At 66.0% G+C, this 22,242-nt stretch carries 22 protein-coding genes; 6 read left to right on the forward strand and 16 right to left on the reverse strand.

What is annotated here, in order from left to right:
* From ACXRVZ_RS23410 to ACXRVZ_RS23430, 5 genes are all read left to right on the forward strand, one after another.
* The coding region (locus ACXRVZ_RS23410; protein WP_458232880.1) for a hypothetical protein at positions 1 to 1,053 on the forward strand (1,053 nt) is incomplete at its 5' end.
* Positions 1,050 to 2,210, forward strand: coding sequence for a glycosyltransferase family 4 protein (locus ACXRVZ_RS23415; RefSeq protein ID WP_457427082.1), 1,161 nt, complete (start codon positions 1,050 to 1,052; stop codon positions 2,208 to 2,210). The genes ACXRVZ_RS23410 and ACXRVZ_RS23415, both read left to right, overlap by 4 nt.
* Complete coding sequence (locus ACXRVZ_RS23420; RefSeq protein WP_458232881.1) at positions 2,207 to 3,565, forward strand: sulfatase-like hydrolase/transferase; 1,359 nt, start codon at positions 2,207 to 2,209, stop codon at positions 3,563 to 3,565. The genes ACXRVZ_RS23415 and ACXRVZ_RS23420 overlap by 4 nt, the downstream gene beginning before the upstream one ends.
* Entirely contained in the window at positions 3,562 to 4,455 is an 894-nt protein-coding gene (locus tag ACXRVZ_RS23425; RefSeq protein ID WP_457427086.1) for a hypothetical protein, read from the forward strand. Before ACXRVZ_RS23420 ends, ACXRVZ_RS23425 begins: the two co-directional genes overlap by 4 nt.
* 10 nt (positions 4,456 to 4,465) lie before the next feature.
* Positions 4,466 to 5,530, forward strand: a complete 1,065-nt coding sequence (locus ACXRVZ_RS23430; protein ID WP_457427088.1) for a DUF1972 domain-containing protein — start codon at positions 4,466 to 4,468, stop codon at positions 5,528 to 5,530.
* 22 nt (positions 5,531 to 5,552) lie between these two features.
* Here the strand turns inward: ACXRVZ_RS23430 and ACXRVZ_RS23435 are convergent, their stop codons facing one another.
* From ACXRVZ_RS23435 to ACXRVZ_RS23470, 8 genes are read right to left on the reverse strand one after another with little or no spacing between them, the layout of a single operon-like run.
* Complete coding sequence (locus tag ACXRVZ_RS23435; RefSeq protein ID WP_457427090.1) at positions 5,553 to 7,439, reverse strand: polysaccharide biosynthesis protein; 1,887 nt, start codon at positions 7,437 to 7,439, stop codon at positions 5,553 to 5,555.
* A complete protein-coding gene (locus tag ACXRVZ_RS23440; RefSeq protein WP_458232882.1) occupies positions 7,436 to 8,056 on the reverse strand; it encodes a sugar transferase in 621 nt (206 codons plus the stop codon). Before ACXRVZ_RS23440 ends, ACXRVZ_RS23435 begins: the two co-directional genes overlap by 4 nt.
* Positions 8,053 to 9,213, reverse strand: coding sequence for a DegT/DnrJ/EryC1/StrS family aminotransferase (locus ACXRVZ_RS23445; RefSeq protein ID WP_458232883.1), 1,161 nt, complete (start codon positions 9,211 to 9,213; stop codon positions 8,053 to 8,055). The genes ACXRVZ_RS23440 and ACXRVZ_RS23445 overlap by 4 nt, the downstream gene beginning before the upstream one ends.
* Before the next feature lie 19 nt (positions 9,214 to 9,232).
* Positions 9,233 to 9,901: a class I SAM-dependent methyltransferase gene (locus ACXRVZ_RS23450; RefSeq protein ID WP_457427096.1), complete on the reverse strand. Its 669-nt coding sequence runs from the start codon at positions 9,899 to 9,901 to the stop codon at positions 9,233 to 9,235.
* Entirely contained in the window at positions 9,898 to 11,124 is a 1,227-nt protein-coding gene (locus ACXRVZ_RS23455) for a glycosyltransferase family 4 protein (protein ID WP_457427098.1), read from the reverse strand. Before ACXRVZ_RS23455 ends, ACXRVZ_RS23450 begins: the two co-directional genes overlap by 4 nt.
* Positions 11,121 to 12,197 carry a glycosyltransferase gene (locus ACXRVZ_RS23460; RefSeq protein ID WP_457427100.1) on the reverse strand — a complete coding sequence of 359 codons (1,077 nt, stop codon included), beginning with the start codon at positions 12,195 to 12,197 and terminating at the stop codon, positions 11,121 to 11,123. The genes ACXRVZ_RS23455 and ACXRVZ_RS23460 overlap by 4 nt, the downstream gene beginning before the upstream one ends.
* Positions 12,194 to 12,760, reverse strand: a complete 567-nt coding sequence (locus tag ACXRVZ_RS23465; protein ID WP_457427102.1) for an acyltransferase — start codon at positions 12,758 to 12,760, stop codon at positions 12,194 to 12,196. The genes ACXRVZ_RS23460 and ACXRVZ_RS23465 overlap by 4 nt, the downstream gene beginning before the upstream one ends.
* Positions 12,760 to 13,956, reverse strand: coding sequence for a lipopolysaccharide biosynthesis protein (locus tag ACXRVZ_RS23470; RefSeq protein WP_457427104.1), 1,197 nt, complete (start codon positions 13,954 to 13,956; stop codon positions 12,760 to 12,762). Before ACXRVZ_RS23470 ends, ACXRVZ_RS23465 begins: the two co-directional genes overlap by 1 nt.
* A gap of 88 nt (positions 13,957 to 14,044) precedes the next feature.
* Between ACXRVZ_RS23470 and lysS the strand changes: the two genes are divergently transcribed.
* The gene (gene lysS / locus ACXRVZ_RS23475) at positions 14,045 to 15,562 is read left to right on the forward strand and encodes a lysine--tRNA ligase (protein ID WP_457427106.1); all 1,518 of its coding nucleotides are present in this window, start codon (positions 14,045 to 14,047) and stop codon (positions 15,560 to 15,562) included.
* A 3-nt stretch (positions 15,563 to 15,565) separates the two neighbouring features.
* On the opposite strand, the gene ACXRVZ_RS23480 is transcribed toward lysS, so the two are convergent.
* The 8 genes from ACXRVZ_RS23480 to ACXRVZ_RS23515 all read right to left on the reverse strand — a co-directional run bounded on the left by ACXRVZ_RS23480 (position 15,566) and on the right by ACXRVZ_RS23515 (position 22,239).
* Entirely contained in the window at positions 15,566 to 16,264 is a 699-nt protein-coding gene (locus ACXRVZ_RS23480; RefSeq protein ID WP_457427108.1) for a nucleotidyl transferase AbiEii/AbiGii toxin family protein, read from the reverse strand.
* A complete protein-coding gene (locus ACXRVZ_RS23485; RefSeq protein WP_457427110.1) occupies positions 16,257 to 16,724 on the reverse strand; it encodes a helix-turn-helix domain-containing protein in 468 nt (155 codons plus the stop codon). The genes ACXRVZ_RS23480 and ACXRVZ_RS23485 overlap by 8 nt, the downstream gene beginning before the upstream one ends.
* Positions 16,725 to 16,774: 50 nt before the next feature.
* Complete coding sequence (locus ACXRVZ_RS23490; RefSeq protein ID WP_457427112.1) at positions 16,775 to 17,524, reverse strand: ATP-binding cassette domain-containing protein; 750 nt, start codon at positions 17,522 to 17,524, stop codon at positions 16,775 to 16,777.
* Positions 17,521 to 18,663, reverse strand: a complete 1,143-nt coding sequence (locus ACXRVZ_RS23495; RefSeq protein WP_457427114.1) for a sugar ABC transporter permease — start codon at positions 18,661 to 18,663, stop codon at positions 17,521 to 17,523. The genes ACXRVZ_RS23490 and ACXRVZ_RS23495 overlap by 4 nt, the downstream gene beginning before the upstream one ends.
* An 8-nt stretch (positions 18,664 to 18,671) precedes the next feature.
* Complete coding sequence (locus ACXRVZ_RS23500; RefSeq protein ID WP_457427116.1) at positions 18,672 to 19,649, reverse strand: substrate-binding domain-containing protein; 978 nt, start codon at positions 19,647 to 19,649, stop codon at positions 18,672 to 18,674.
* Positions 19,650 to 19,812: 163 nt separating this feature from the next.
* Positions 19,813 to 20,169, reverse strand: a complete 357-nt coding sequence (locus ACXRVZ_RS23505; RefSeq protein ID WP_457427118.1) for a DUF4148 domain-containing protein — start codon at positions 20,167 to 20,169, stop codon at positions 19,813 to 19,815.
* A gap of 178 nt (positions 20,170 to 20,347) precedes the next feature.
* Positions 20,348 to 21,136 (reverse strand): enoyl-CoA hydratase, encoded by a 789-nt coding sequence (locus tag ACXRVZ_RS23510; protein ID WP_458232884.1) that lies wholly within the window; start codon positions 21,134 to 21,136, stop codon positions 20,348 to 20,350.
* A complete protein-coding gene (locus ACXRVZ_RS23515; protein WP_457427121.1) occupies positions 21,133 to 22,239 on the reverse strand; it encodes a DUF3108 domain-containing protein in 1,107 nt (368 codons plus the stop codon). The genes ACXRVZ_RS23510 and ACXRVZ_RS23515 overlap by 4 nt, the downstream gene beginning before the upstream one ends.
* Positions 22,240 to 22,242: the final 3 nt, after the last annotated feature.

The following is a 22,242-nucleotide window of genomic DNA, read 5'->3' on the forward strand; positions in this document are numbered from 1 at the left end:
GCACTGATGGCCGGCGCGGCCCGGGCCACGACACTCGCCTATGCAAGTCTGGCACTGATGGCCGGCGCGGCCCGGGCCACGACACTCGCCTATGCAAGTCTGTTCACGGTCTACGGCCTCTGGCTGGCGGCCAACGCGGGCACCTTCACGACCACAGTAGTGGCCAAGGCAATGAAGGCCATCTTGGTTGCGTACTTTGTATCTTCATTGTTGGCGACGCTCTTGATCCAAACGGGTCAACTGGAATTAAAGGATTTCCTGCTGACCCGGATCTACATCCAGGAAAACACGGGGGAAGCTCGGCCGCTGGGCTTCTCCTCGGAGCCGTCATATGCCGCATTCATCGTCGCCCTGTGCTGGATCACGCTGCTGCGCATTGGGGCATTCGGCGCACAGCACGTGCAACGCTGGCTGCCATGGACCCTCTTGGCGGTCGTCTCGCTGACGATGCTGGGCTCCATCTACGGCTATCTGCTCACCTTCATCATTGTCGGCACGTCAGCCTTTCGCTTCGAAAAACGGACCCAGCTCTGGCTGCTGGGGGGGCTCTTCGCGCTGCTGGGGATCGCCTATCTCTTTGGCGCCACGCCCGACGGTGATTCACGATCTCTGCGGGTCCTGTACGCCATTGCGTCCGGCGACCTTGATGAATGGCTTATAGAGGATACGAGCTCATTCTTCCGCTTTGGTCCGTTCTTGACCTATGTCCTTTCTGCGAACTTCGGTGATCCGCAGACCTGGTTCGGCCATGGCGCCGGCAGTTCCGGCTTCTACTTCGTCGACCTGTTCCGGGAACACATTGAAAAGAATCTGGATGCCGTCGAACTTGGCTTCGTTCCGGCCTTTCTCTACGACTACGGCCTGGTTGCAGCGATCGCATTCCTCGCATTCCTGTTCCGGGCAACTCGCGGTCCACATCGCGTTGCGTTGATTCTGATCACCGGGTTGATGCTGTTCAACGCCAATTTCAATACCCAACTCATGTGGTTCGCCGTGACCTGTGCGTTTTTGTCGCGTGACGCTGTCGCGACTGCGCCATCTTCCCCTTCATGACGCCTACTCGAATTTTTGTTGACGCCCATCAGTTCGATCAAGGCTTCGAAGGTGCCGCGTCGTTCATCCAGGGTCTGTACCTGTCGCTCGTGCGCCAGCGACCCTCCGAATTCAAGATCTATTTGGGCTGTGCTCACCCACAAAAGGTGGCAGCCAGCTTCGAGGGTGACCCGCATTTCGAGACGGTGCAGTACGGCGCCACCAATCGATTCCGCCGGCTAGCCTACGAAATTCCCAAGGCTATCGCCCGCGTGAGGCCGGACCTCGCCCACTTCCAATACTTCACACCGTTGATCAAGACCTGTCCGTGGATCGTCACGATCCATGACGTGCTCTTCAATGATTTCCCGCAGTATTTCCCGCCCGGCTATGCCAGGCTGCGCAACGTCCTGTTCCCGCTGTCTGCCAGGCGGGCGAACCTGCTGACGACGGTGTCGCCGTATTCAAAGGAGCGCATCAGCGCCTGGTACCACATCGATCCTGCGCGCATCAACGTCGTTCCCAATGGCGTCAGCCGCAATCGCGCCCACGACGCGGATCTGCCTGCGCCCACCTCACACGTGGCTGAACTGTTGAAATCCCCCGAGGGATATTTCCTTTGCGTCAGCCGGTTTGAGCCGCGCAAGAACCAGGCCGCGGTACTCCAGGCCTTCATCGAAGGTGGCTTTTGGCGGCAAGGGATGCATCTCGTTTTCGTAGGCAGCAGGACGCTGGCGGGCGGTGACTTCGACGCCACCCTCGCCGCGACGAGCGCGGTTGCACGGGACAAGGTGCACTTCATGGAGGGGCTGTCCTTTGCCGATGTGCAGCGCCTGTATGCGCGCGCCGTGGCGGCGGTCTATCCAAGCCTGGCCGAGGGCTTCGGCATGCCCCCGCTGGAGGCTGCCGTGGCGGGCGTGCCCTCGCTGTGCGCTCGCAACACGGCCATGAGCGACTTCTCGCCACTCTCGCCATACTTCTTCGAAGCAACGGACCGGGACGAGTTGACGCTGAAGCTGCGGGACGTGGTCGAGAATCGCGCCGCGCACAAGAAGATGGCTGAGGGCATAGCGGCTGAAGTCGCTGAACGCTATTCGTGGGCCGTCGCCGCAGAAACGTTCGGCCGGCTGGTCGACCAGCAGCGCCGACCCGCCCAACCATCAGGCCGCCAATTGTGAGCCTCACTGCCGCGCGGGCGCTAGCCGTATCTCGAACCGCCTCGTATCCCTGGATCGTTGCCGTGCTGTGGCTGGCGCTGATGATCGGCCCAGCGATGCTGCTGATGTTTTGTGCACTAGGCCAGTGGCGCTTTCCGCTGGATGCCGCCATCGTTGCAGCGCTGCTGACCTGGTTGCGAGGAAGGGTCGGACCGTGGTTGCTCTGGACGTTGTACTACGCCGTGACGGGCCTGTTCATCCTCCACTGCTTCAACATCGACCTCACCGGGCTGTCGTTCTACGCGGAGTTCGCGGGGAGCATTCCTCCGCCCAAACCCGAATTGCAGGCAGCGGCCGCCGTTTGCCTGCTGATCCCCCTGCTCGGGACGTTCGCCATGCAGCAGGCGCGCACGCACCGAAGGGCCGTGATGGCGCTCGCCCTGGCCACTGTCATCGGCGGAAGTCTCTTGCGTGCCATTCCTGCGTCACCATCCGCCCTGCAGTACGCGTTGCCCGTCCCCAGTCTCACCTTGGCACGGTCCTATCTCGCCGGCATCCATTCGGGCGACCCGATCACTGTGCGTGGCGCAGGCCCGGTGATCCCGGGTCCAATGGGCGCCGCGTTGCTGGACACACCGCTGCCAGATCAGCTCTACATCCACACGATCGAGTCGTGGTCCGATTCGCCGGAGGGACTAGCCAGCCTGACGAAACTCGTGCGCTCTCGCTTCGGTGATCGGCTGAAGCAGGTCGCCAGCGGCTACCGGCCTTCCTACGGCGCGACACTGCAGGGCGAATTGCGTGAGCTCTGTTACATGGAGCGCCCTGTACAACGGCTCTCCGATGTCGACTTCCCGGCCTGCTTGCCTAACAGACTGAAGGCGATGGGCTATGACACGGTCGCCGGTCACGGGTATCAGTCGATGTTCTACCTCCGGTCTGCTTTGTATCCACGGATGGGCTTCGCGCAGACGTTCTTCCTTGATGACCTCAAGGACCAAGTGCCCGTCTGTGCTGGCGTCTTCCCGGGTCTTTGCGATCTCAACCTGCTGGAACGGCTGCTACAGGCCACCTCGCCGCATCGCAAGCGGCTCGTCTACCTGATGAGCCTGCAAAGCCACGAGCCGATCAGCAACGAGGTATTGGCGCAATATGGCATTCAGTCTGCAGACGTGAATTCGACGGCGGTGGCACATGCCTTTGTGGCAGGAGCGCTGGAACGCCTCGCCGCCGCCGATGGAGCGCAGTGCGGTGCGCTGCTGTACTTTGTGGGTGACCACCCGCCGCCGTCTTCCAAGGGGTCCGGTGCGGCACGCGAACTCGTCAGCTATCTGATGCTCAGCCTTGCATCCACGCCGCTGTGCGACAAGCGATGACACTGGTTCGCTCGCCAAGCGGTCGCAAGCGACGCTGCGCGAGTTGGCGTGGCCTGGTCGGGCTCGCGAGCCTGATCTGGTCGCTCAGCGCCTGCGGTGCGCCGACCCTCGTTCGCCACGCTGGCGGCGAGATCCGCGGCGTCCGCTACTCGAACTCCATCGAAGCGATCCAGTCCAGCATTGCTCTACAGGCGTCGCTGATCGAGATCGACCTAGTTCCTTCGCGAGAAGGCCGCTGGTACTGCCTTCACGACTACGAGGAAGTCTGGCCGTCCAGCGCAGGGCGGGTGCGCTTGGACCGTTGGCTTCAGCGCTGGTTTGCCAGAGCTCCCGCCTGGGCCTACCCAGCCTCCTGGGCCTATCCAGCCGCAGTTGATCTGGAGGGCCACCTCGCAGCGCAAGACGCCCGCTCTGGTTTGAGACATTGCCAGCTCGAAGACTTGGCACGGATTGCCAACTCGCAGCACGGCCGCCTGGCATTCATCACCGACACGAAGTACGACAACTTGCTGTTGCTGGCGACACTGGCGCTGCTGGACAAGCGGCACTTCGTACCGCAGGTCTACAACCTCGCCGAGTACCTTGAAGCCCGGCGACTGGGCTTCCCGCGAATCATCTACACGCTGTACAAGCACGGCGACTACGAGCCGCTTCGAAGCATCCTCCGCGACCCTACGCTGTGGAAGATCGTGTTGCCTGCAACGTGGCTGTGCGAGGGCGCGAAAGCCCGCCCCCCAACCTGGCTGAACGATTTCACGCGGGAGATTCTTGTTCACACGGTGAACGACCCGAGGGAAGTCTGCCGCGGCCCCGTTCGGGTCGACGGGTACTACACCGATACGCTGGCGCCCGTTCCCGAGCCTCCCGCTCCGCAAAAAGATGACCACTGACTCGTCCGACATGCGCGTCGCCTTCATCGGCAGCGCTGGAATTCCGAACCGCTATGGCGGCTTCGAATCTTTCCTGGAACACTGCGGACCCAGCTTTGCAGGCGCGACGCAAGCCACCTACGTGACCTGCGATGCCTCGCTGTACCAGGACGACCTGAGCGCCACCTACCGGGGCGTGCGACGTATCTTTCTGGATACGCGGGCCAACGGTGCGATGTCAATCCTGCACGATCTGCTGGCCTTCCTGCGCGTGTACCGACACAGCACGCACATCATGATCCTTGGCGTTTCCGGTGGGCCCTGGTTTCCATTCTTCCTTTTGATGTGCCGCCTCGGAGGCAAGCGACTGGGCGTCAATATCGACGGAGTTGAATGGCGCCGCACCAAGTTTTCCCGCAACAAGCAAAGGGTTTTGCGCCTGTTCGATCATCTGGCGCAACGCTTCTCTGACCTGGTCGTTTACGACAACGCAGGCCTTGCGTCCTACGTGCTTCCAGTTGCGCGGGCTAAGGCTGTCGAGATTGGCTATTCCGGCGATCACGTCCTTCGGCGGGCCGATTTGCAGGCAGAACCCGGAACTGCGCTCACGGTCTGCCGCATTGAGCCTGAGAACAATCTGGACCTGCTGATCGACGGCGCACTGCGCTCGCAACTGACGCGGTACACCATAGTTGGCAACTGGGGCCACAGCGCGTACAGCCGCGCCCTTCGTCAACGCTGGAGAGACGAGCCGCGACTCGAGTTGCTCGATCCCATATACGAACCCAGTCGCTTAGCTGAGCTCCGTGAAGGATGCGCGGTCTACCTGCATGGTCACAGCGTTGGGGGAACCAATCCATCGCTGGTTGAGATGCTGTACTACGAGTGCGCCCTGCTCTGCTTTGACGTCAGCTACAACCGTGCCACAGCGGGCGATGGCGCGAGCTATTTTGCCGACGCTTGCGGGCTTGCGTTGGTCATCGATGAGGCGCTAGGGCGCCGTGGCGGCGGCAGTGTCGCTGCACGCCAGGTATTGCGCGCCAAGTACACCAGCCAAGCCATCGCCAATGCCTATCTCACCGCCTTGCGGGGGTAACACTGCGCACTGCCGTGCCGCCTTAGCCGCCAGCGGCTGATCGGTATTCGGGAAGCAGGGTACGCAGTGCGAGGCGCACATCCGCATCTGAGCGGGATGCCGCCGAGGCGCTCTGATGAAGTCGCTCTATCGACTGCAGGAAGGCCGGCAGGCCGGCAGCATCCGCGTCGACCAGGCGCGCCACGCTGAGCCGCTCGATGGGGGTGCGTTCGCACGTGTCTTGGTCGGCGAGCAATTCCTCATAGAGCTTCTCTCCCGCGCGCAATCCAGAGAACTCGATCCGCACCTCCTGCAGGCTCTTACCGCTCATCCGTATCATCGTCTTCGCCAGGTCGATGATCTTCACCGGCTCCCCCATGTCCAGCACGAGGACCTGACCGGAGCTTCCGATCGCTCCCGCCTGAACTACGAGCCGGGCCGCCTCGGGGATCGTCATGAAATAGCGGGTGATCTCCGGGTGTGTGACCGTCACCGGCCCACCCTTGGCGATTTGTTCCTTGAACTTCGGAATCACGCTGCCGCTGGACCCCAGCACATTGCCGAATCTGACGGCCATGAAGGTCGTCGTGGGGCACTGAACAGCCATGTGACTGATGACAAGTTCGGCGGCCCGCTTCGTGGCCCCCATCACATTGGTCGGATTGACTGCCTTGTCAGTGGAGATCAGCACGAATCGCTCGACGCGGGTCTCGGCCGCTGCCAGACAAGCGTGATACGTGCCAACGGTGTTGTTGCGCAGCGCTGCCCAGGCGTTTTCATCCTCCATCAAGGGCACATGCTTGTAGGCGGCTGCATGAAATACAACCTGAGGCCGGTACTTGCCGAAGACAAATCGCAGATGCTCCAGATCCTTCACATCGCCGATAAGCCGCACCAGCGGTATGTGCGGGAATTTTTCGCTCAGCTCTTGTTCGGTCGAGTACAGCGCGAATTCACTCAATTCGTACAGCACCATCCTCAATGGTCCGTATCTCGCCACCTGCCGGCATAGCTCGGAGCCGATCGAACCACCCGCACCCGTGATGAGCACCACCTTGCCGCCAAGGCATTCAGAAATGCCCCTCTCGTCCAGCACGACCGGCTCGCGACCCAGAAGATCCTCCGGCTCGATGTCGCGAACCTGATTCACCGCGCGGCCCGCCAGCAGTTCCTCGCTGTTGGGCACTGTTAGTACTGCCAGCCCTGTCCTGGCGGCTAGGCCCAAAGCGCGGCGCCGCCGCAAGGTTGTGGCATCTGGCATCGCCACGACCACATGAGTGATGCCATGTATTTCAACCAGCCGGACCACGTCTTCCAGCACGCCGATCACAGGCACACCGGCGACGCGAGCGCCGAGCCTCTCGGGGGCGTCATCCAGATAGCCTACGACAACCCAACCTTGCTGATGCTGGATGCCCGCGACCAACAGCCGACCCGCGTCGCCGGCGCCCATGACCAACGCCCGCCGCTGTTCCTGCGCGCTGCCACTGATACGGCTGCGCATGTGCTCGTAAAGCATGCGGTAGCCCATGCGCATCATGGCCAGCGCCATCAGCGCAAAGGCCGGATGCAACGCCAGAACTGCGCGAGGCACCTTGTTCAGTCGCGCCATCAGGACGGCCACAGCAATGAGTACGCCGGCGCCCAAACAAACCGCGGCCAGCCGTTTGACCTCGCCAAAGCCGCTGAAACGCCACATGCCCTTTGGCACATTGAACAGCTTCAGCACTACGCCGTAAAACACGACGATGCACAGCATGACCCAGTGGTCGTAGTCGGGCCGGGCGCTGAACCAGCGCTCGAATCCGAGTCGAAATAGATATGCGGCCTGCCAGGCCAACGCGACGGCGACCATGTCCAAGGTCAGGGCCAATCCTTCGCGATGCGGGCGAATGCGCGTCAGGAACGCATCGAGCGACAGCCAGCTCATCGTTTGCAGTCTTTCATCGACGCGTTCGGTGCATCAGGTCTCATTGCCCGGAGAGTCGCCAGGATGAGGCGCAGATCGCCTGCAAAGCTCGCATGGCGCACGTAGTCGGCCRCAAGCTGGAGCTTTATCGGCATGACGATGTTCACGTACTCGCGCTCCGGGTCAGCCGCTTTCGCCAGCAATTCGCTCTCATCCCGAAATTTCAGTGACGCAGGATCGGTGATGCCGGGTCGCACGGACAGCACGATCTCGCGCAGGGCTGGCGGGTACATCGCGACGTAGTGCGGCACCTCTGGCCGAGGGCCGACTAGACTCATGGCGCCACGCAGGACATCCCACAGTTGCGGGAATTCGTCGAGCTTGGTTGCGCGCAGGACATGCCCCGCGCGCGTGATGCGCGGGTCAGCACCGACGGTGATCTCCGCCCCCTTTTGGACAAGCATCGTGCGGAACTTGTGGATCGTGAACGGCACGCCAAAGCGGCCGATGCGGGTCTGGCGGAACAGTGCCGGACCGGGCGAATCGAGCTTGATCCAGATGGCGATCAGCAGCAGCAGAGGCGAAAGCAGCAGCAGTCCCAGCGCTGAGCAGGTCACATCGAAGATTCGCTTGCTCAAGCCAGCAGCCCACGCACCGCAGCGACGACACGCTCCACATCGGCATCACTCATCGCCGTGTACAGCGGCAGGCTGACCGTGCGCTCGAAGGCCTTCTGCGACTGCGGGAACTGCTCCGGCGTCAGTTCGTAGCGATCGCGCCAGTAGGGATGCAGATGCAGCGGCACGTAATGCACGCTGCAGCCGATGCCCGCGGCATACATGCCTTCGATGAAGGCGTCGCGGGTGATCGGCGCGCGGTCGGCCAGACGCACGACGTAAAGGTGCCAGGCATGCGTGTCGCCCTCTGGCACGCTGGGCGGCAGGAGCAGCGGCAGGTCGGCAAATGCTTCGTTGAAGCGCGTTGCGATCTGCTCGCGGCGAGCCTGGAATGCCTGCAGCCGCTTCAGCTGATGCAGCCCCAGCGCGGCGGCGATGTCGGTCAAGTTGTACTTGAACCCCGGCGCAACAATCTCGTAGTACCAGCTCGGCACCTTGGCAGTGAAGCGGTCGAATGCGTCGCGGCTCATGCCATGGAGGCGCATGATGCGGGCGCGTTTTGCCAGCTCAGTATTGCGCGTGACCAGCATGCCGCCCTCCCCCGTCGTCATCGTCTTGTTGGCGTAGAAGCTGAAGACCGTAGCGTCGCTACCCAGCGTGCCGATCAGCTCCTTCTCCAGCGTCGTCGGCAGCGCGTGAGCGGCGTCCTCGACGACGCGCAGGCCGTGGCGACGGGCAATGTCGAGGATGGCGAGCATGTCGCAGGCAAGGCCTGCGTAGTGCACAGGCAAGATGGCGCGGGTAGCAGGCGTGATTACGGCTTCGATGGCGGCGATGTCAATGTTCAGCGTCGCCGGGTCGATGTCGACGAGCTTCACGTCGGCGCCGAGGTAGCGCACGACTTCGGCAGTCGCCGTGAAGGTGTGGGTCGTCGTGATGACCTCGTCGCCGGGGCCGATGCCGATGGCTTCCAGCGCTAGGTGCAGGCCGGCAGTCGCGGAGTTGACGGCGATGCATTCGATCTGCGGCTCACCGAGAAAATCTGCAAACGCCTGCTCGAAGCGCTTGGCCTTGGGGCCGGTCGTGATCCAGCCAGATTTCAGCGTGTCGACGACCTCGGCGATCTCATCGTCGCCGATGTCGGGCAGGGCAAAAGGAAGAAAGGGCTGAGAGGTCATCGAGAGGGATTTTCGCGCATCAGGGCTTCTCGATCAGCACGAGGCGGTGGGTGCGCAGAAATGGCAGCAGATTGAGCAAGGGATACACCGCAGGCAGCGCACGGGCCAGCGGTGGCGCGAGCGTGACGCGGCGGGCAACAAAGCACCCTTGCGGAAAGAGTTCACGCACACGCTTCAGCGGCACGCCACGGACGTCCGGGTTGCGCGGGTTGTTGACAGTGAAGTCGTACCAGACGACGGCGCCGCCGGGCTTGAGCCAGCGCCACATCGCGTCGGCCACGCGCTGCTGCAGCGCATCGTCGAGGATGGACGAGAAGACGGTGGATTGCAGGACGAGGTCCTGGCTGGCGGGGTCCACGTCCGCGATGGACGCATCGCCGGCCAGCAGGCGCACGCCTTCGGGCAGGGCGGCGCGCGCAGCGATGAGGCGTTCTGGCAGCAGTTCGATGCCGCTCAGATGCGCAGGCAGCAGGCCCAGGCGCAGCAGGTCGAGCAGGTTGCCGCCGGCGCCGCAGCCGACCTCGGTGGCATGCCAGTCGGCGGGGTGGCCTTGACGCTTGGCCAGCAGCTTCAACAGCTCGCGCTGGCGCTCTTGCCACATCTGCCAGACCTCGGGGCGCAGCAGGCTGTAGCGGTCGCCGGCGTCGCGGCGGGCGTAGCGCTGGACGATCTGCTCCAGCTCGGTCACGACACGGCCTCGATGAAGCGGGCGGCCAGCACGGGGTAGGCGTGGTGGGCCATCGCAAAGGCGCGGCCGCGCTGGCCCATCGCGGCGCGCTCATCGGGCGACAGTGCGACGAGCTTGAGCAGGCCCTGGGCGACGGCTTCAGCGTCCTCCGGCGGGACTGTCAGACCCGCACCGGCTTCGGCCACGGGGTCGTTGCCGGCCTCGACCGAATGCAGCACGGCGTGGCCGGCCATCAGGTAGTCGATGAGCTTGTTGGGCGCGATGCCGAAGCGGTAGATGGGCGTGCGCTGCCAGCCGATGTACGCGATGTCAAAGTGGGCGAGCAGCGTCGGGATCTGGGCCTTGGGGATGGGAGGGAAGAAGCGCACGTTCGACAAGCCCTCGGCTTGCGCGCGTTCGGTAAGGCGCGCGGTCTCATGGCCACTGCCGACCAGCACGAAGCTCAGCGACGAATCCTTCACCCGCGCCACGGCGTCCAGCAGCACGTCCAGCGCGTTGGGCAGGCCCATGGAGCCGGCATAGCCGACGATGACGCGGCCGGCGGCACGTTCGGCGTCGAGATGGGCCGCCAACGTGGCGCCCAGCGGGGCCGAGTCACCCCGCCATTCCTCGGGCGCAAAACCGTTGGGCACGATGTGAAGCTTGGCAAGATCCAGGCCCCGGGACGCCATGTGCTCATGCACGCAGGGCAGCATGGAGACGACGACGTCGGCATCTCGGTAGCCATCCGCCTCGGCCTTGCCACAGAGCATGGCGAAGGGGTGGCGGGGCGACATGCCGGACAGCTCAATCAGCGACAGCGGCCAGAGGTCGTGCACTTCGTAGACCAGCTTGGCCATGGCGAGCTTGGCCAGCTTGCGCGCGACCCAGATGTCCATCGGATAAGTGCTGGACGCGATGACCGCATCAGGCTTGAACTCGCGCGTCAGCCGCCCGGCGTCGGCACGCAGCTGGCGCAGGAAGGAAAAGATGTTGAGCAGCCGGCCGACGCCGTTGCCCTGGTAGGCGGGCACCGGCAGCCAGCGATAGCGGATGCCGTCGATGAGCTCCTCGCGCGGCTCGCCCGCCATCTCGGGCTGCACGGCGCGCACATGCGAGTGGCTGGCCGCGACGATGGTGACCTCGTGCCCCGCCCTCACCCATTCGCGGGCCAGGTAGTAAGGGCGGAACTCCATGCCGTGGTGTGGCGAGCCGGCGTAGTGATTGACAAGGAGCAGCCTCATGCGGTCGTCAGCTCCTTGAGCCGGGTCAGGAAGCGCTGCACATGCGGCTCGAACAGGCCGTTGGCAGCGACCCAATCGCGGTTGACGGCGGCCAGCCGGGCTGTATCCAGCGCGGCCATGCGGCCCGGCAGATCGTCCAGCGAATTCACGATAAGACCGCGCGCCGAGTCGCCTATGACCTCGCGGTTGGCCGGCAGCTCGGACAGCAGCGGCACGCAGCCATGGGCCATGGCCTCCAGCACAGAGACGGAGACGGAGTCGCTCTCGGGCAGGCTCAGGAACCAGGTCGAGCGGGCGTAGTGCGAGGCCTGCGTTTGCGCATCCAGACGGCCGACAAAGCTGACACGGTCAGCCAGTCCGAGCGAGGCAACGCTGGCCTCCAGCGAGGCTCGCATCGAGCCATCGTTCGCGACGACCAATTGCGCTTCCGGCTGCGCGGCCGCAACGCGCGCGAACGCGTCGATGACCAACTGCGGCCGGTAGATAGCCTCAAGGCCCCGGTTCGCAAAGCACAGCCACGGCTGCTTCTTCGCGTTTTGCTTCGGCATGGCCTCCAGGCCGAAGGGGAAGGTCATGACCTCGCCCGCGCCCAGCTCGCGCATGCGCTCGGCCATGTGGAGCGAGTCCGACGTCGTCAGTGCGCAATTGCGCAGCACCTTCTTCGTCATCCAGCGCCAGGCGCCGCCGCGCTGGGGCGTGACGAGGATGTCGCTACCCCAGGCCGAACCGGCGATCTGCGCGCGCAGCCGCCAGCCCAGCTTGGCGGCCCAGGCGAGCGAGCCGTGCGAGGTCAGGTAGTGGGCATGCAGCCAGTCGGCGTCGGTGTCGGCCAGCCAGGCTCCCATGCGCGGCAGCTGCTTGATCAGCGCGACATTGCCGCCGGCATGGTCGGGCTCGGTGTTCAGCGCCAGGCGTCGCGCGTCGGGCAGCAGTTGATTGAACTCGGGCAGGAAGCCGCGCGACGAGATGGCGTGCAGTTGCACGCGTGGGTTCAGCGCGCGGGCCCACTTCAGCAGATGGGGACTTTCGCCGTCGCCGATGAGGACGAGCTTGAGACCACCGCCGAGGCTCATCGCGCGGTTCCCGCCCAGGCCAGATAGGCTTCGCGAAGTTCAGGGTGACGCTCCAGCAGCGCCGCATCGCGCTCGCGCGTATCGCCCACCTGCCGCGCGGGCTGGCCGGCCATGATGGCGAAGTCCGGCGCCGTGCCGCGCAGCTGCGAATAGGCGCACAGGATGGCGCCCCTGCCGAGCGTGCTACCCGGCTCGATGAGGCTGTGCGGGCCGACAAAGCTGTAGGCGCCCAGGCGAATGGCGCCCTTGCGATAGCCCGGCAGCTCGCCGCCCAGCGTGGCGCTGCGGCGGCCGTTCACGCGCAACGCATCGTGGGTGCTGTGGGTCACGATGGAGCAGAAGTTGCTGATCTGCACGCCCTCTTCGATGACGAGGCCGGCGCCCGCGTCGATGAAGTTGAACTGGCCGATGAAGACGTGGTCCCCCAACTGCAAGCCGGCCTCGCCTTCGATGCAGGTGCTGGGCGCGATACGCGAATGCGGCGCGCCGGCCTCGCCGAACAGCATGCGAAAGGCGAGCAGCCGCACTAGGCGGCGACGGCAGCGATTGAGGAAGACGCGCATCAGTCCCAGGTCCAGAGCGACCAGAAGAAGTAGCCGAAGTAGAGCAGCATCGCCGCGGATACACCCCAGCCGGCGCCGGCCAGGCCGCCCAGTTGCAGCCCCGCCGCCAGCCCGCCGACGAACATCACCTGACCCACCAGCGCCAGCTTCAGCGCCCAGGCTTGCGCGCCCCAGGCCATGGTGACGACGGACAGCGGCGAGGCAATGAAGTGCAAGGCGATATACGGCGCCAGCGACCGCGCCAGCTCGCCGGCGCCGCGCCACTCGGGGCCGAAGACAGTGGCGAACAGCCAAGGCCCGAAGGCCAGCAGCGCGAGCAGCAGCGGCAGCGCGACGGCGGCCAGCAGCAGCATGTTGTGGCGCACCAGCGTGCGGGCTTCCAGCAGGTTCCCCGCTTGCGTGAGGCGTGGGTAGAGGGCCTGCGACAGGGATCCGCCGACGAGGCTGGCGGGCGCCTTCAGATAGCGCAGGGCCAGCGCCCAGGCGCCGGCTTCGGGCGCACCCAACCAGGCCGCCAACAGCGCGATGGCCAGCGTGTCCTGCAAGGCTCCGGCAAAGGCGTGTGGCGTGTTCAGCAGCGGGAAGTCGCGGTGCTTGTCGGCCACCTCGCGCAGTGGCTGGGAGTCGAGCAGCCGTCGCCAACCGCCTGCCGGTGCCGGCCGGGCCTGCAACAACGCTGCCGCAGCGGTGGCCAGCGCCGCGCCTCCCACCAGGCCCCAGGGGCCCGCCTGCAGCAGCCCGAAGCCCACCTGGGCCACCGCAGCGCCGCCCCATTGCACGACGCGCGCCCAGGCCAGCACGGCAAAGCGCCCTGCCCGCGCCGCCCACTGGGCCAGCGCCTGGCTGGCAGCAAGCGCCAGCACGACCAGGGGCAGCGCTGCCGCGACGGACAGATCGGCCCACACCATCCAAGCCGCGCCGACAAGGATGGCCATGGCCGTCATCGCCAGCAGCATGCGCAGACACAGCGCCAGCAGGGCCGCAGCGCCCTTCTCGCCGGTCTCCAGCGCCAGCGCGAACTCGTAGCGCGCGCAGCCGACGACGGCCAGGTTGTTCGCCACCGTCCACACCAGGGAGAACTGGCCGTACTCCGCCGGCGTGTACAGCCGCGCGATCCAGGGGCCCAGCAAAAGCGGGATGGCCTGGGCCAGCGCGCTGCCGGCAAGCAAGGTGAGAGTGGCGCGCTTAAGGCTCATGGGGCGCGGGATTGTAGGAAGCACCGGGCCTCCCGCCCGGGATTGCTTCGGTAGTTCCCTAAAATCCCGGATTCACCCTAGGCCCGCAATGACCAACACGACACCGCCCATCCAAGCTCTCGCTCAGGCAGACGAGAACCAACTGATCGCCGAGCGCCGCGAAAAACTGGCCGCGCTGCGGGCCACCACGGCGGTGCCCTTCCCCAACGACTTCAAGCCCCAGCACCGCGCGCTGCCGCTGCAGGAGCAGTACGGCCCGCTGGACAACGAGGCGCTGGAGCCACAGGCCGTCAAGGTCAGCGTGGCCGGCCGCATGATGCTCAAGCGCGTGATGGGCAAGGCCAGCTTCTGCACGCTGCAGGACGCCACCGGCCGCATCCAGTTGCGCGTGACCATCGACCACGTCGGGCCTGAGATGTACGGCGCCTTCAAGCACTGGGACCTGGGCGACATCATTGCCGGCGAAGGCACGCTGATGAAGACCAAGACCGGCGAGCTGACCATCACGGTCACGACGCTGCGCCTGCTGACCAAGAGCCTGCGCCCGCTGCCGGACAAGTTCCACGGCATGAGCGACCAGGAGCAGAAGTACCGCCAACGCTATGTCGACCTGATCACCGACGAGGACGCCCGCAAGCGCTTCACGGCGCGCTCCAAGGCCGTGTCGGCCATCCGCAGCTTCATGGTGGACCACGGCTTCCTGGAGGTCGAGACGCCCATGCTCCACCCCATCCCGGGTGGCGCGAACGCCAAGCCCTTCAAGACCCACCACAACGCGCTGGATCAGGAGATGTTCCTGCGCATCGCGCCGGAGCTCTACCTGAAGCGCCTGGTGGTGGGCGGCTTCGAGCGCGTGTTCGAGATCAACCGCAACTTCCGCAACGAAGGCATCTCGGTCCGGCACAACCCCGAGTTCACGATGATGGAGTTCTATGCGGCCTACTGGACGCATCACGACCAGATGGACTTCACCGAGGCCGTGCTGCGTCATGCGGCCATCGCCGCGACCGGCAGCGCCGCGCTGACCTATGCCGGCAAGCCGGTGGCGCTGGACAAGCCTTTCGCGCGCGTGTCGGTGCGCGACTCGCTGATCCAGTTTGCCGGCCTGAGCGAGGCCGAGGCTGGCGACGCCGAGGTGCTGCGCGCCAGGATCGTCGCGGCCGGTGAAGAGGCTCCAGCGCGCTGGAGCCTGGCCGAGCTGCAGTTCGGCCTGTTCGAGGCCGTCGTCGAAGAGAAGCTCTGGGAGCCCACCTTCATCATCGACTACCCCGTCGAGGTCTCGCCGCTGGCCCGTGCGTCGGACGCCAACCCGCAGATCACCGAGCGCTTCGAGCTCTTCATCACCGGTCGCGAGTACGCCAACGGCTTCTCCGAGCTGAACGACGCCGAGGACCAGGCCGCGCGCTTCCACGCCCAGGTGGCCAACAAGGACGCCGGCGATGAGGAGGCGATGTTCTTCGACGCCGACTTCATCCGCGCGCTGGAATACGGCATGCCTCCGACGGGCGGCTGCGGCATCGGCATCGACCGGCTGATGATGCTGATCACCGACTCGCCGTCGATCCGTGACGTGATCCTGTTCCCGGCGTTGCGTCGGGAAGCCTGAGCCTCAGCGCTTTTCCAGCGCCTTGATCCGGGCCCACAGCTGGGCCTTGGACAAGGTCGTCATCTGCATCGCGCCCATGCAGGTGTCGAGACGGTGCGGGCGCTCGCGCAAGTCCTGCACGGCCTTGGCCAGGCTGGCCTCGACGCCGTCGCCATAGGCCGCTGCAGCCTTCGCCATTGCCGCGCGCAACAGCGGCTTGGCTGGCCGCATCATGGCCAGGTCGATCAGGTCGCGGCTGAAGACGCTGTCGTCGCGCCAGCGGTCCGCCAGCGCCAGCAGTTTGCCGGCGGCCAGATCCAGCGGCGTCAGCGCGGCCACGCCGGCAATGACGTCATCTGGCCCGGGCCGGTCGAAGGCGATACGGGCCTCCAGCACGATCTCGAACTTGATCGTCATGCTGCCCTCGCGCACCAGCGTGCGCAGGCCGTACTGGTCGGCGCGCAGCTCACGCACCGGCACCAGCACGGCACCGGCGCGAACAAGGGCACCGAGGCCCGCCGGGCCGGTCAGCAACTGGCGCAGCGCGCGATAGCCGGCGAGGTCGGACACGAGGAAGTCGATGTCCACCGACTCGCGGTACTCGCCATAGCGCAGCGCCATCGCGGTGCCGCCGCCAAACCAGCAGGCATGGGCTGCCAGCACGTCGGCGTCCAGCGCGGCGAGCACGGCCGCGATGCGGCGGTGGTGCTCGCGTTCAAACAAGCAGGCGCCCTCCGCCCAATTCGTCGGCCAGCGCCTGGATCAGCCGCCGCTCGCTTGGCGCCAAGTTCTCACGGTCGAGGTGGCGCCAGTTGCGCTCGTAAAGGTCCAGCGCCTGGGCCGGGCTCAGCTCGGTCACGCCGGGTAGCTGCCAAGCCAACTGCTTGAGCGCCGGGTAGTTTTCCAGGCGCACCACAGCCGGCACAGCCGACGCGAACGCCGCCTCGGGCTCACGGACCTCGAGGCTCAATCCGACCGCAGCCATCGCGCTCAGATAGGCGCCCATCGTCACCGATGGTTCGCCTTGCTCCACGCGGTGCAGGGTCACGCGCGACATGCCCGCCGCCTCGGCCGCGTCCGTGGCCGTCACCTTCTGCCGCTCGCGCTGCGCGCGGATGCGCTGACCCAGCGTTTCGAGCTGGGTCGCTACGGCAGGGGGCACGAGAGGCGATTTGGCCGGCATATGTTTCTCATTCTAGTCAAAACATCAGTTTTGAACAGAATGAGAAACAACTATGCCGTTGCTACCGCCGGTGCCTTGCCCGCAATGATCATTGCCAGCACCTCGTCCTCGGTCACGTCCGACGTGCGGCAGACGCCCACCATACGGCCGTTCTTCATGACGGCCAGGCGGTTGGACAGCGCGAATACGTCCGGCATGTCGTGTGTGACGAGCAGAATGCCGACGCCCTCGGCAGCCAGCCTGCGAATGAGGTCGTGGACCATCGCCGTCTCGGACGGGCCGAGCGCCGCGCATGGCTCGTCCATGATCAGCACGCGGGCCTTGAACTGCAGTGCGCGTGCGATGGCAACGACCTGGCGCTGACCGCCGGACAAGGACATCACCGGATCGCCGATGTTCTTGAAGTTGGGATTCAGCCGCGCGAACAGCGGCACGGCGGCCGCACGCATGGCAGCGTCGTCCAGCAGACCGAAGCGCGTGCGCAGTTCGCGGCCGAGGAAGAGGTTGGCCACCGAGTCGAGGTTGTCGGCCAGGGCCAGCTTCTGGTGGATGGTCTCGATGCCGGCGGCGCGCGAATCGGCCGGGCTGGCGAACTTGACCTTCTCACCGCTCAGCAGCAGTTCGCCACCGTCGAAGGGCAGCGCACCCGCAATCATCTGCATCAGCGTCGATTTGCCGGCGCCGTTGTGGCCCAGCACGGCCAGCACCTCGCCGGGCGCCAAGCTCAAGCTGATGCCGTCGACCGCATGAACGCCGCCAAAGGATTTGCGCGCATCGCGCACTTCAAGCAAGGCCGTCATTTCTGCACCACGCGATCGAAGACAACAGCGGCGACCAGCACCTGGCCCAGCACGACCATGCGCCAGCCTATGCCCACATCGGTCAGCAGCAGGCCGCTGTCTATGCTCTGGATGATCAATGCGCCCAGCACCGTGCCGCCCACGCTGCCGCTGCCGCCAGCGAGCGACACGCCGCCGATGACGGCGGCCGCGATGACGGTCAGCTCCATGCCCGTGCCCATCGAGTTCGTGCCCGCGTTCAGCCGCGCCATCGCGACGATGGCGGCCAGGGCCACCAGCGCTGCCAGCAGCAGATTCAGCTGGATCATCACGCGCTTGACCGGGATGCCGGCCAGCCGCGCCGCGTCGGGGTTGCCACCGATGGCGTAGACGTAGCGGCCAAAGCGCGTGTGCTTGGCGACAAAGCCCAGCACCAGCACGACGGCCACCCAGATCACCAGCGGCAAGGGCAGGCCCTGCCCCTGCTCCTGGCCCTCAAGGCGGTAGGCATTGAAGACGGCCACGCAACCGAAAACCGCCACCGCCGCAAGGCCGCCCTTTATCAGCTCATGCCTGATGTCGCCCGGCACGCCGCCCGCGCGCTGCTGCGCCCGGCGCTGCACGGCCTGCCAGCCCCACAGCATGGCGATCAGCCCCACGCCCAGCAGCCAGCTGCCGCGCTCGCCCAGCGAGCCGTCGATTCCGCCGCCCAATGCAAGCAGCCAGGGCTCGCTGACCGGCTGCGTCTTGCCGTCGGCGATCAGGAAGGCCACGCCGCGCAGAGACACCAGGCCACCCAGCGTCACGACGAATGACGGAATGCCGATGACGGACGACAGCCAGCCCTGGAAGAGCCCGACGACTAGGGCCAGGCCGAGGCCGGCGAACAACGATGCGCCGACCGACCAGCCCTGCGTGTATTGCAGCCAGGCCATCAGCACGCCGACGGCGCCGAGCAGCGAACCGACCGCGAGGTCGATCTGCCGCGCGACGATGATGAGCGCCATGCCGGCGGCGACGATGCCGACGACTGCCGTTTGCTGGGCGATGTTGTAGAGGTTCTCGGCCGTCAGGAAGCTGCCGGTGAGCACATGAAAGCCGATGGCGATGGCCACCAGCACGGCCGCCATGACGGCAAGCCGCTGGGTCTGGGCATTCATCGCTGTCCTTATTTGCAGGCCGCCGGCGCCTTGGCCGCATCGACACCCTTGCAGACGACGGCCTTCGGCACCCAACCTGCGGTGATGACTTCACCGAGGTTGGCTTGCGTGATGGCCACCGGTGCCAGGAACTTGGCCTGCAGCGTGACCTTGCGCTCACCGCCAGCCCAGGCGGTGGCGCCGTCGACCTTCTGGCCCGCCGCCAGTTGAACGGCGGCAGCCGCCGCTGCCTTGCCCAGCGCGCGCGAGTCCTTCCAGACCGACACCGTCTGCGTGCCCAGCGCCACGCGGTTCAGCGCCGCGTGGTCGGCATCCTGGCCGCTGACCGGCACACCCTTCAGGCCGCGGCCCGCCAGCGCCGCGATGGCGCCGCCGGCCGTGCCGTCGTTGCTGGCCACCACCGCATCCACGCCGCCCTTCAGGCGCGTCAGGATCTGCTCCATGTTCTTCTGCGCCACCTCGGGCTTCCAGCCGTCGGTGTATTCCTCGGCAACGATCTTCACGTCGCCCTTCTTCACCGCATCGGCCAGCGCGTCCTGCTGACCGGCGCGCAGGAAGTCAGCGTTCGGGTCGCTGGGCGAGCCCTTGATCATCACGTAGCGGCCCTGCGGCTTCACGGCCAGCACGGCCTTGGCCTGCAGGCGGCCGACCTCGCGGTTGTCGAAGGTCAGGTAGAAGACCTCGGGGGCTTCGATGAGGCGGTCATAGGCCAGTACCGGCACCTTGCGCGCCTTGGCCTTGTTCAGCGCCGGCGCGATGGCATCCTTGTCCATCGCCAGGATGATGAGCACCTTGGCGCCCTTGGCCAGCAGGGACTCGACGTCGCCGATCTGCTTCTCGGGCGAGCCGCCCGCGTCGGCGCTCAGGTAACTGCCGCCCAGGCGCGCCAGCTCGGCCTTGATGGCGGTCTCATCGGTCTTCCAGCGCTCTTCCTGGAAGTTGGACCAGCTCACGCCCACAACCGGGCCGGCGGCCCACGCGGTCATCGAGCTCATTACCAGCGTTGCCGCCGCCCACATCTGCTGTCTACGCATCTTGTCTCCAACGCCCTTCTATCCGGGCCGCGGATTCTAGGAACGCGGGCAACAAAAAAGCGACCCTCTCGGGTCGCTTTCTCAGTCTTGAAACCGCTTTGTTTCAGCTGGCGGCTCAGCGACCAGCCAAAGCGGTGGCGCGGCGGGCGACGGGGGCCGGGAAATCCCCGAGTTCGCGGGCGGCGTTCTCGCCGTGGTCGTCAACGACCTCGTCGACGCTGCGGGCCTCAACGGACCGGACAGCCAGCACAGCTTGGCGGGGCAGCTTGCTCGTGGCGACGGCGGCCTTGGCGCTGGCCGGAGTCGTGATGACGACGCCGACTTCACCCTGGATGGCGCCGAGTTCACCGCTGTTGCGAGCGGCAACCAGGTCGGCGATGACTTGTTCGCGGGTCAGCGGGGTGGTTTGGGCAGATGAGGCACCGGCGGCGATCAACAGAGTGGCGGCGATGATGGTGGACAGCTTGCTCATGACGGGCTCCTTCAGTGGCAGGAACGTCCTGCTTGGGTCATTCGGACAACGCGACCGCGCTGTCCATGGCCTGAACTGTAGGGAGACCGACTCAGTAGAAACACCAGGCTGGCGGGAACTGACTATTCGTTCAACGCAAACAGTCACCCCTAGTTCGTCATCGTCTCGGCACAAGCAATCAACGGTGTTCGAAATTCGGCGCCCGCTTGGCCAGGAAGGCTTCCATGCCCTCGCGTTGGTCGTGGCTACCGAAAAGCGCGTGGAAGTAGCGGCGTTCCACGGCGACGCCGTCCTTCAATGGCGTCTGGTAGGCGAGGTTCACCAGTTCCTTGATGAGCGCCGCCGACGGGCCGCTGAAACCGTTGATGGTCTCGGCCGCCGCCAGCGCTTCCTCCAGCAGCTTGTCCGCCGGCACGACGCGCGACACCAGGCCAGCGCTCTCGGCCTCGGTTGCGCCCATCATGCGGGCCGTCAGCAGCATGTCCATGGCCTTGCTCTTGCCGATGGAGCGCGGCAGACGCTGCGTGCCGCCKGCGCCGGGSATGATGCCGAGCTTGATCTCGGGCTGGCCGAACTTCGCGSWGTCGGCAGCGATGATGAAGTCGCCCATCATGGCCAGYTCGCAGCCGCCGCCCAGCGCRAAGCCSGCCACYGCGGCGATSACSGGCTTGCGCACCTGCAGGATGGTTTCCCAGTTCCTGGAGAGCAGGCCGCTCTTGAAGGCCGTGACGAAGGTGTGGGGCAGCATCGTCGGGATGTCGGCCCCGGCGGCGAAGGCGCGCTCCGAGCCGGTCAGCACGATGCAGCCGATGCCCTCGTCGGCGTCGAAGGCCAGCAGGGCCTCGCCCAGCTCGTCCATCAACTGGTCGTTCAGCGCATTCAGCGCCTTGGGGCGGTTCAGCGTGATCAGCGCGGTCTTGCGCGGGCCGTCGCCGTGGACGGCGGTGAGGATGCATTCGTAGGTCATTGGCTCAGCCTCCGGGGGATGTCATTGGTCGATTCTGGCGCGGCCTGCAGCGGCGCGCTCTTGAGCATCAGGTCGATGTAGGTCTGCTCGTCCTGGCGGATGACCAGGCGCACCGGCAGGTATTGCAGCGAAGGCGCGAGCCAGGCCTCGGCCACCAGGTCGCCACCACCCACCTGCGCGCGGGTCTGCGCCGTAGGCCGGATGTGCCAGCTGGCGACCGGGCCCATCGGCGTGTCCAGCACGGCCTCGCCCAGCACCTCGTATTGCCAGGCGAACTGTTTGCGCGGCAGCACCAGCGGAAACTGCACGATGCGGCCGGCCTGGAGCGGCTCGCGGCCGGTCATGAACAGCCAGGTCAGCTGCACGAACTGGCTGGCCGAGTCCTGCGCGCCGCGCTGCGTGGGCTGGCGCTGGCCGGTGGCCAGTTGCACCTCGGCGGGCAGGAAGAAGACGCTGGCACGGCGGGCGTCGCTGAGGATGAACTTGGTCTCCTCGTCGTAGCGCTGCGGCGCGATGCCCTCGGGCGTCAGCTGGCCCTGGCTGCTCATGTGCCGGGTGATGAAAGGTGCGAAGCTGGGGCCGACGGCGACGTCCAGATGGACCTGGTAGTCGGCGCCCTTGCGCAGCCATTCGACCTGCGCCTGGCCGTAGACCGGACCGCGGTAGTTGCCGGTCAGCGCGTAGCTCAGGCGTGTGGACAGCGGCCATTCAGCGCCGGGTTCGGTGCTGGGTGCCGACGCGCCCTGTGCAACCGGTGACGCGACTTCAGCCGGCGCCGACGCCGCATCGGCCATTCGTTCGACCGGCGGCTCCGGCGCGGGTTCAGGCGCCGAGGCCGGCTGGGACGCCGCCTGCACCACGGCCGCAGCCGCTTCACGCGGGGGCACTGGCTTGGGCGGCGGCTGCGGCGGCGGCACCACCCGCACCGTGACCGGCGGCTGCATCGCCAGCTCCTGCACGAACTCGACCTGCATGCGCGGCGGCATGGGCGGCGGGCCCTCGTGCAGCCAGCCCCCCTGGATGCGCTGCACCTCGCGGCCAAGCAGCAGGTGCAGACCCAGCACGGCCAGCACCAGCAGCCAGGGCGGCCGCGGTGTCTTCATGGC

The organism is Roseateles sp. P5_E8, from assembly GCF_054177665.1.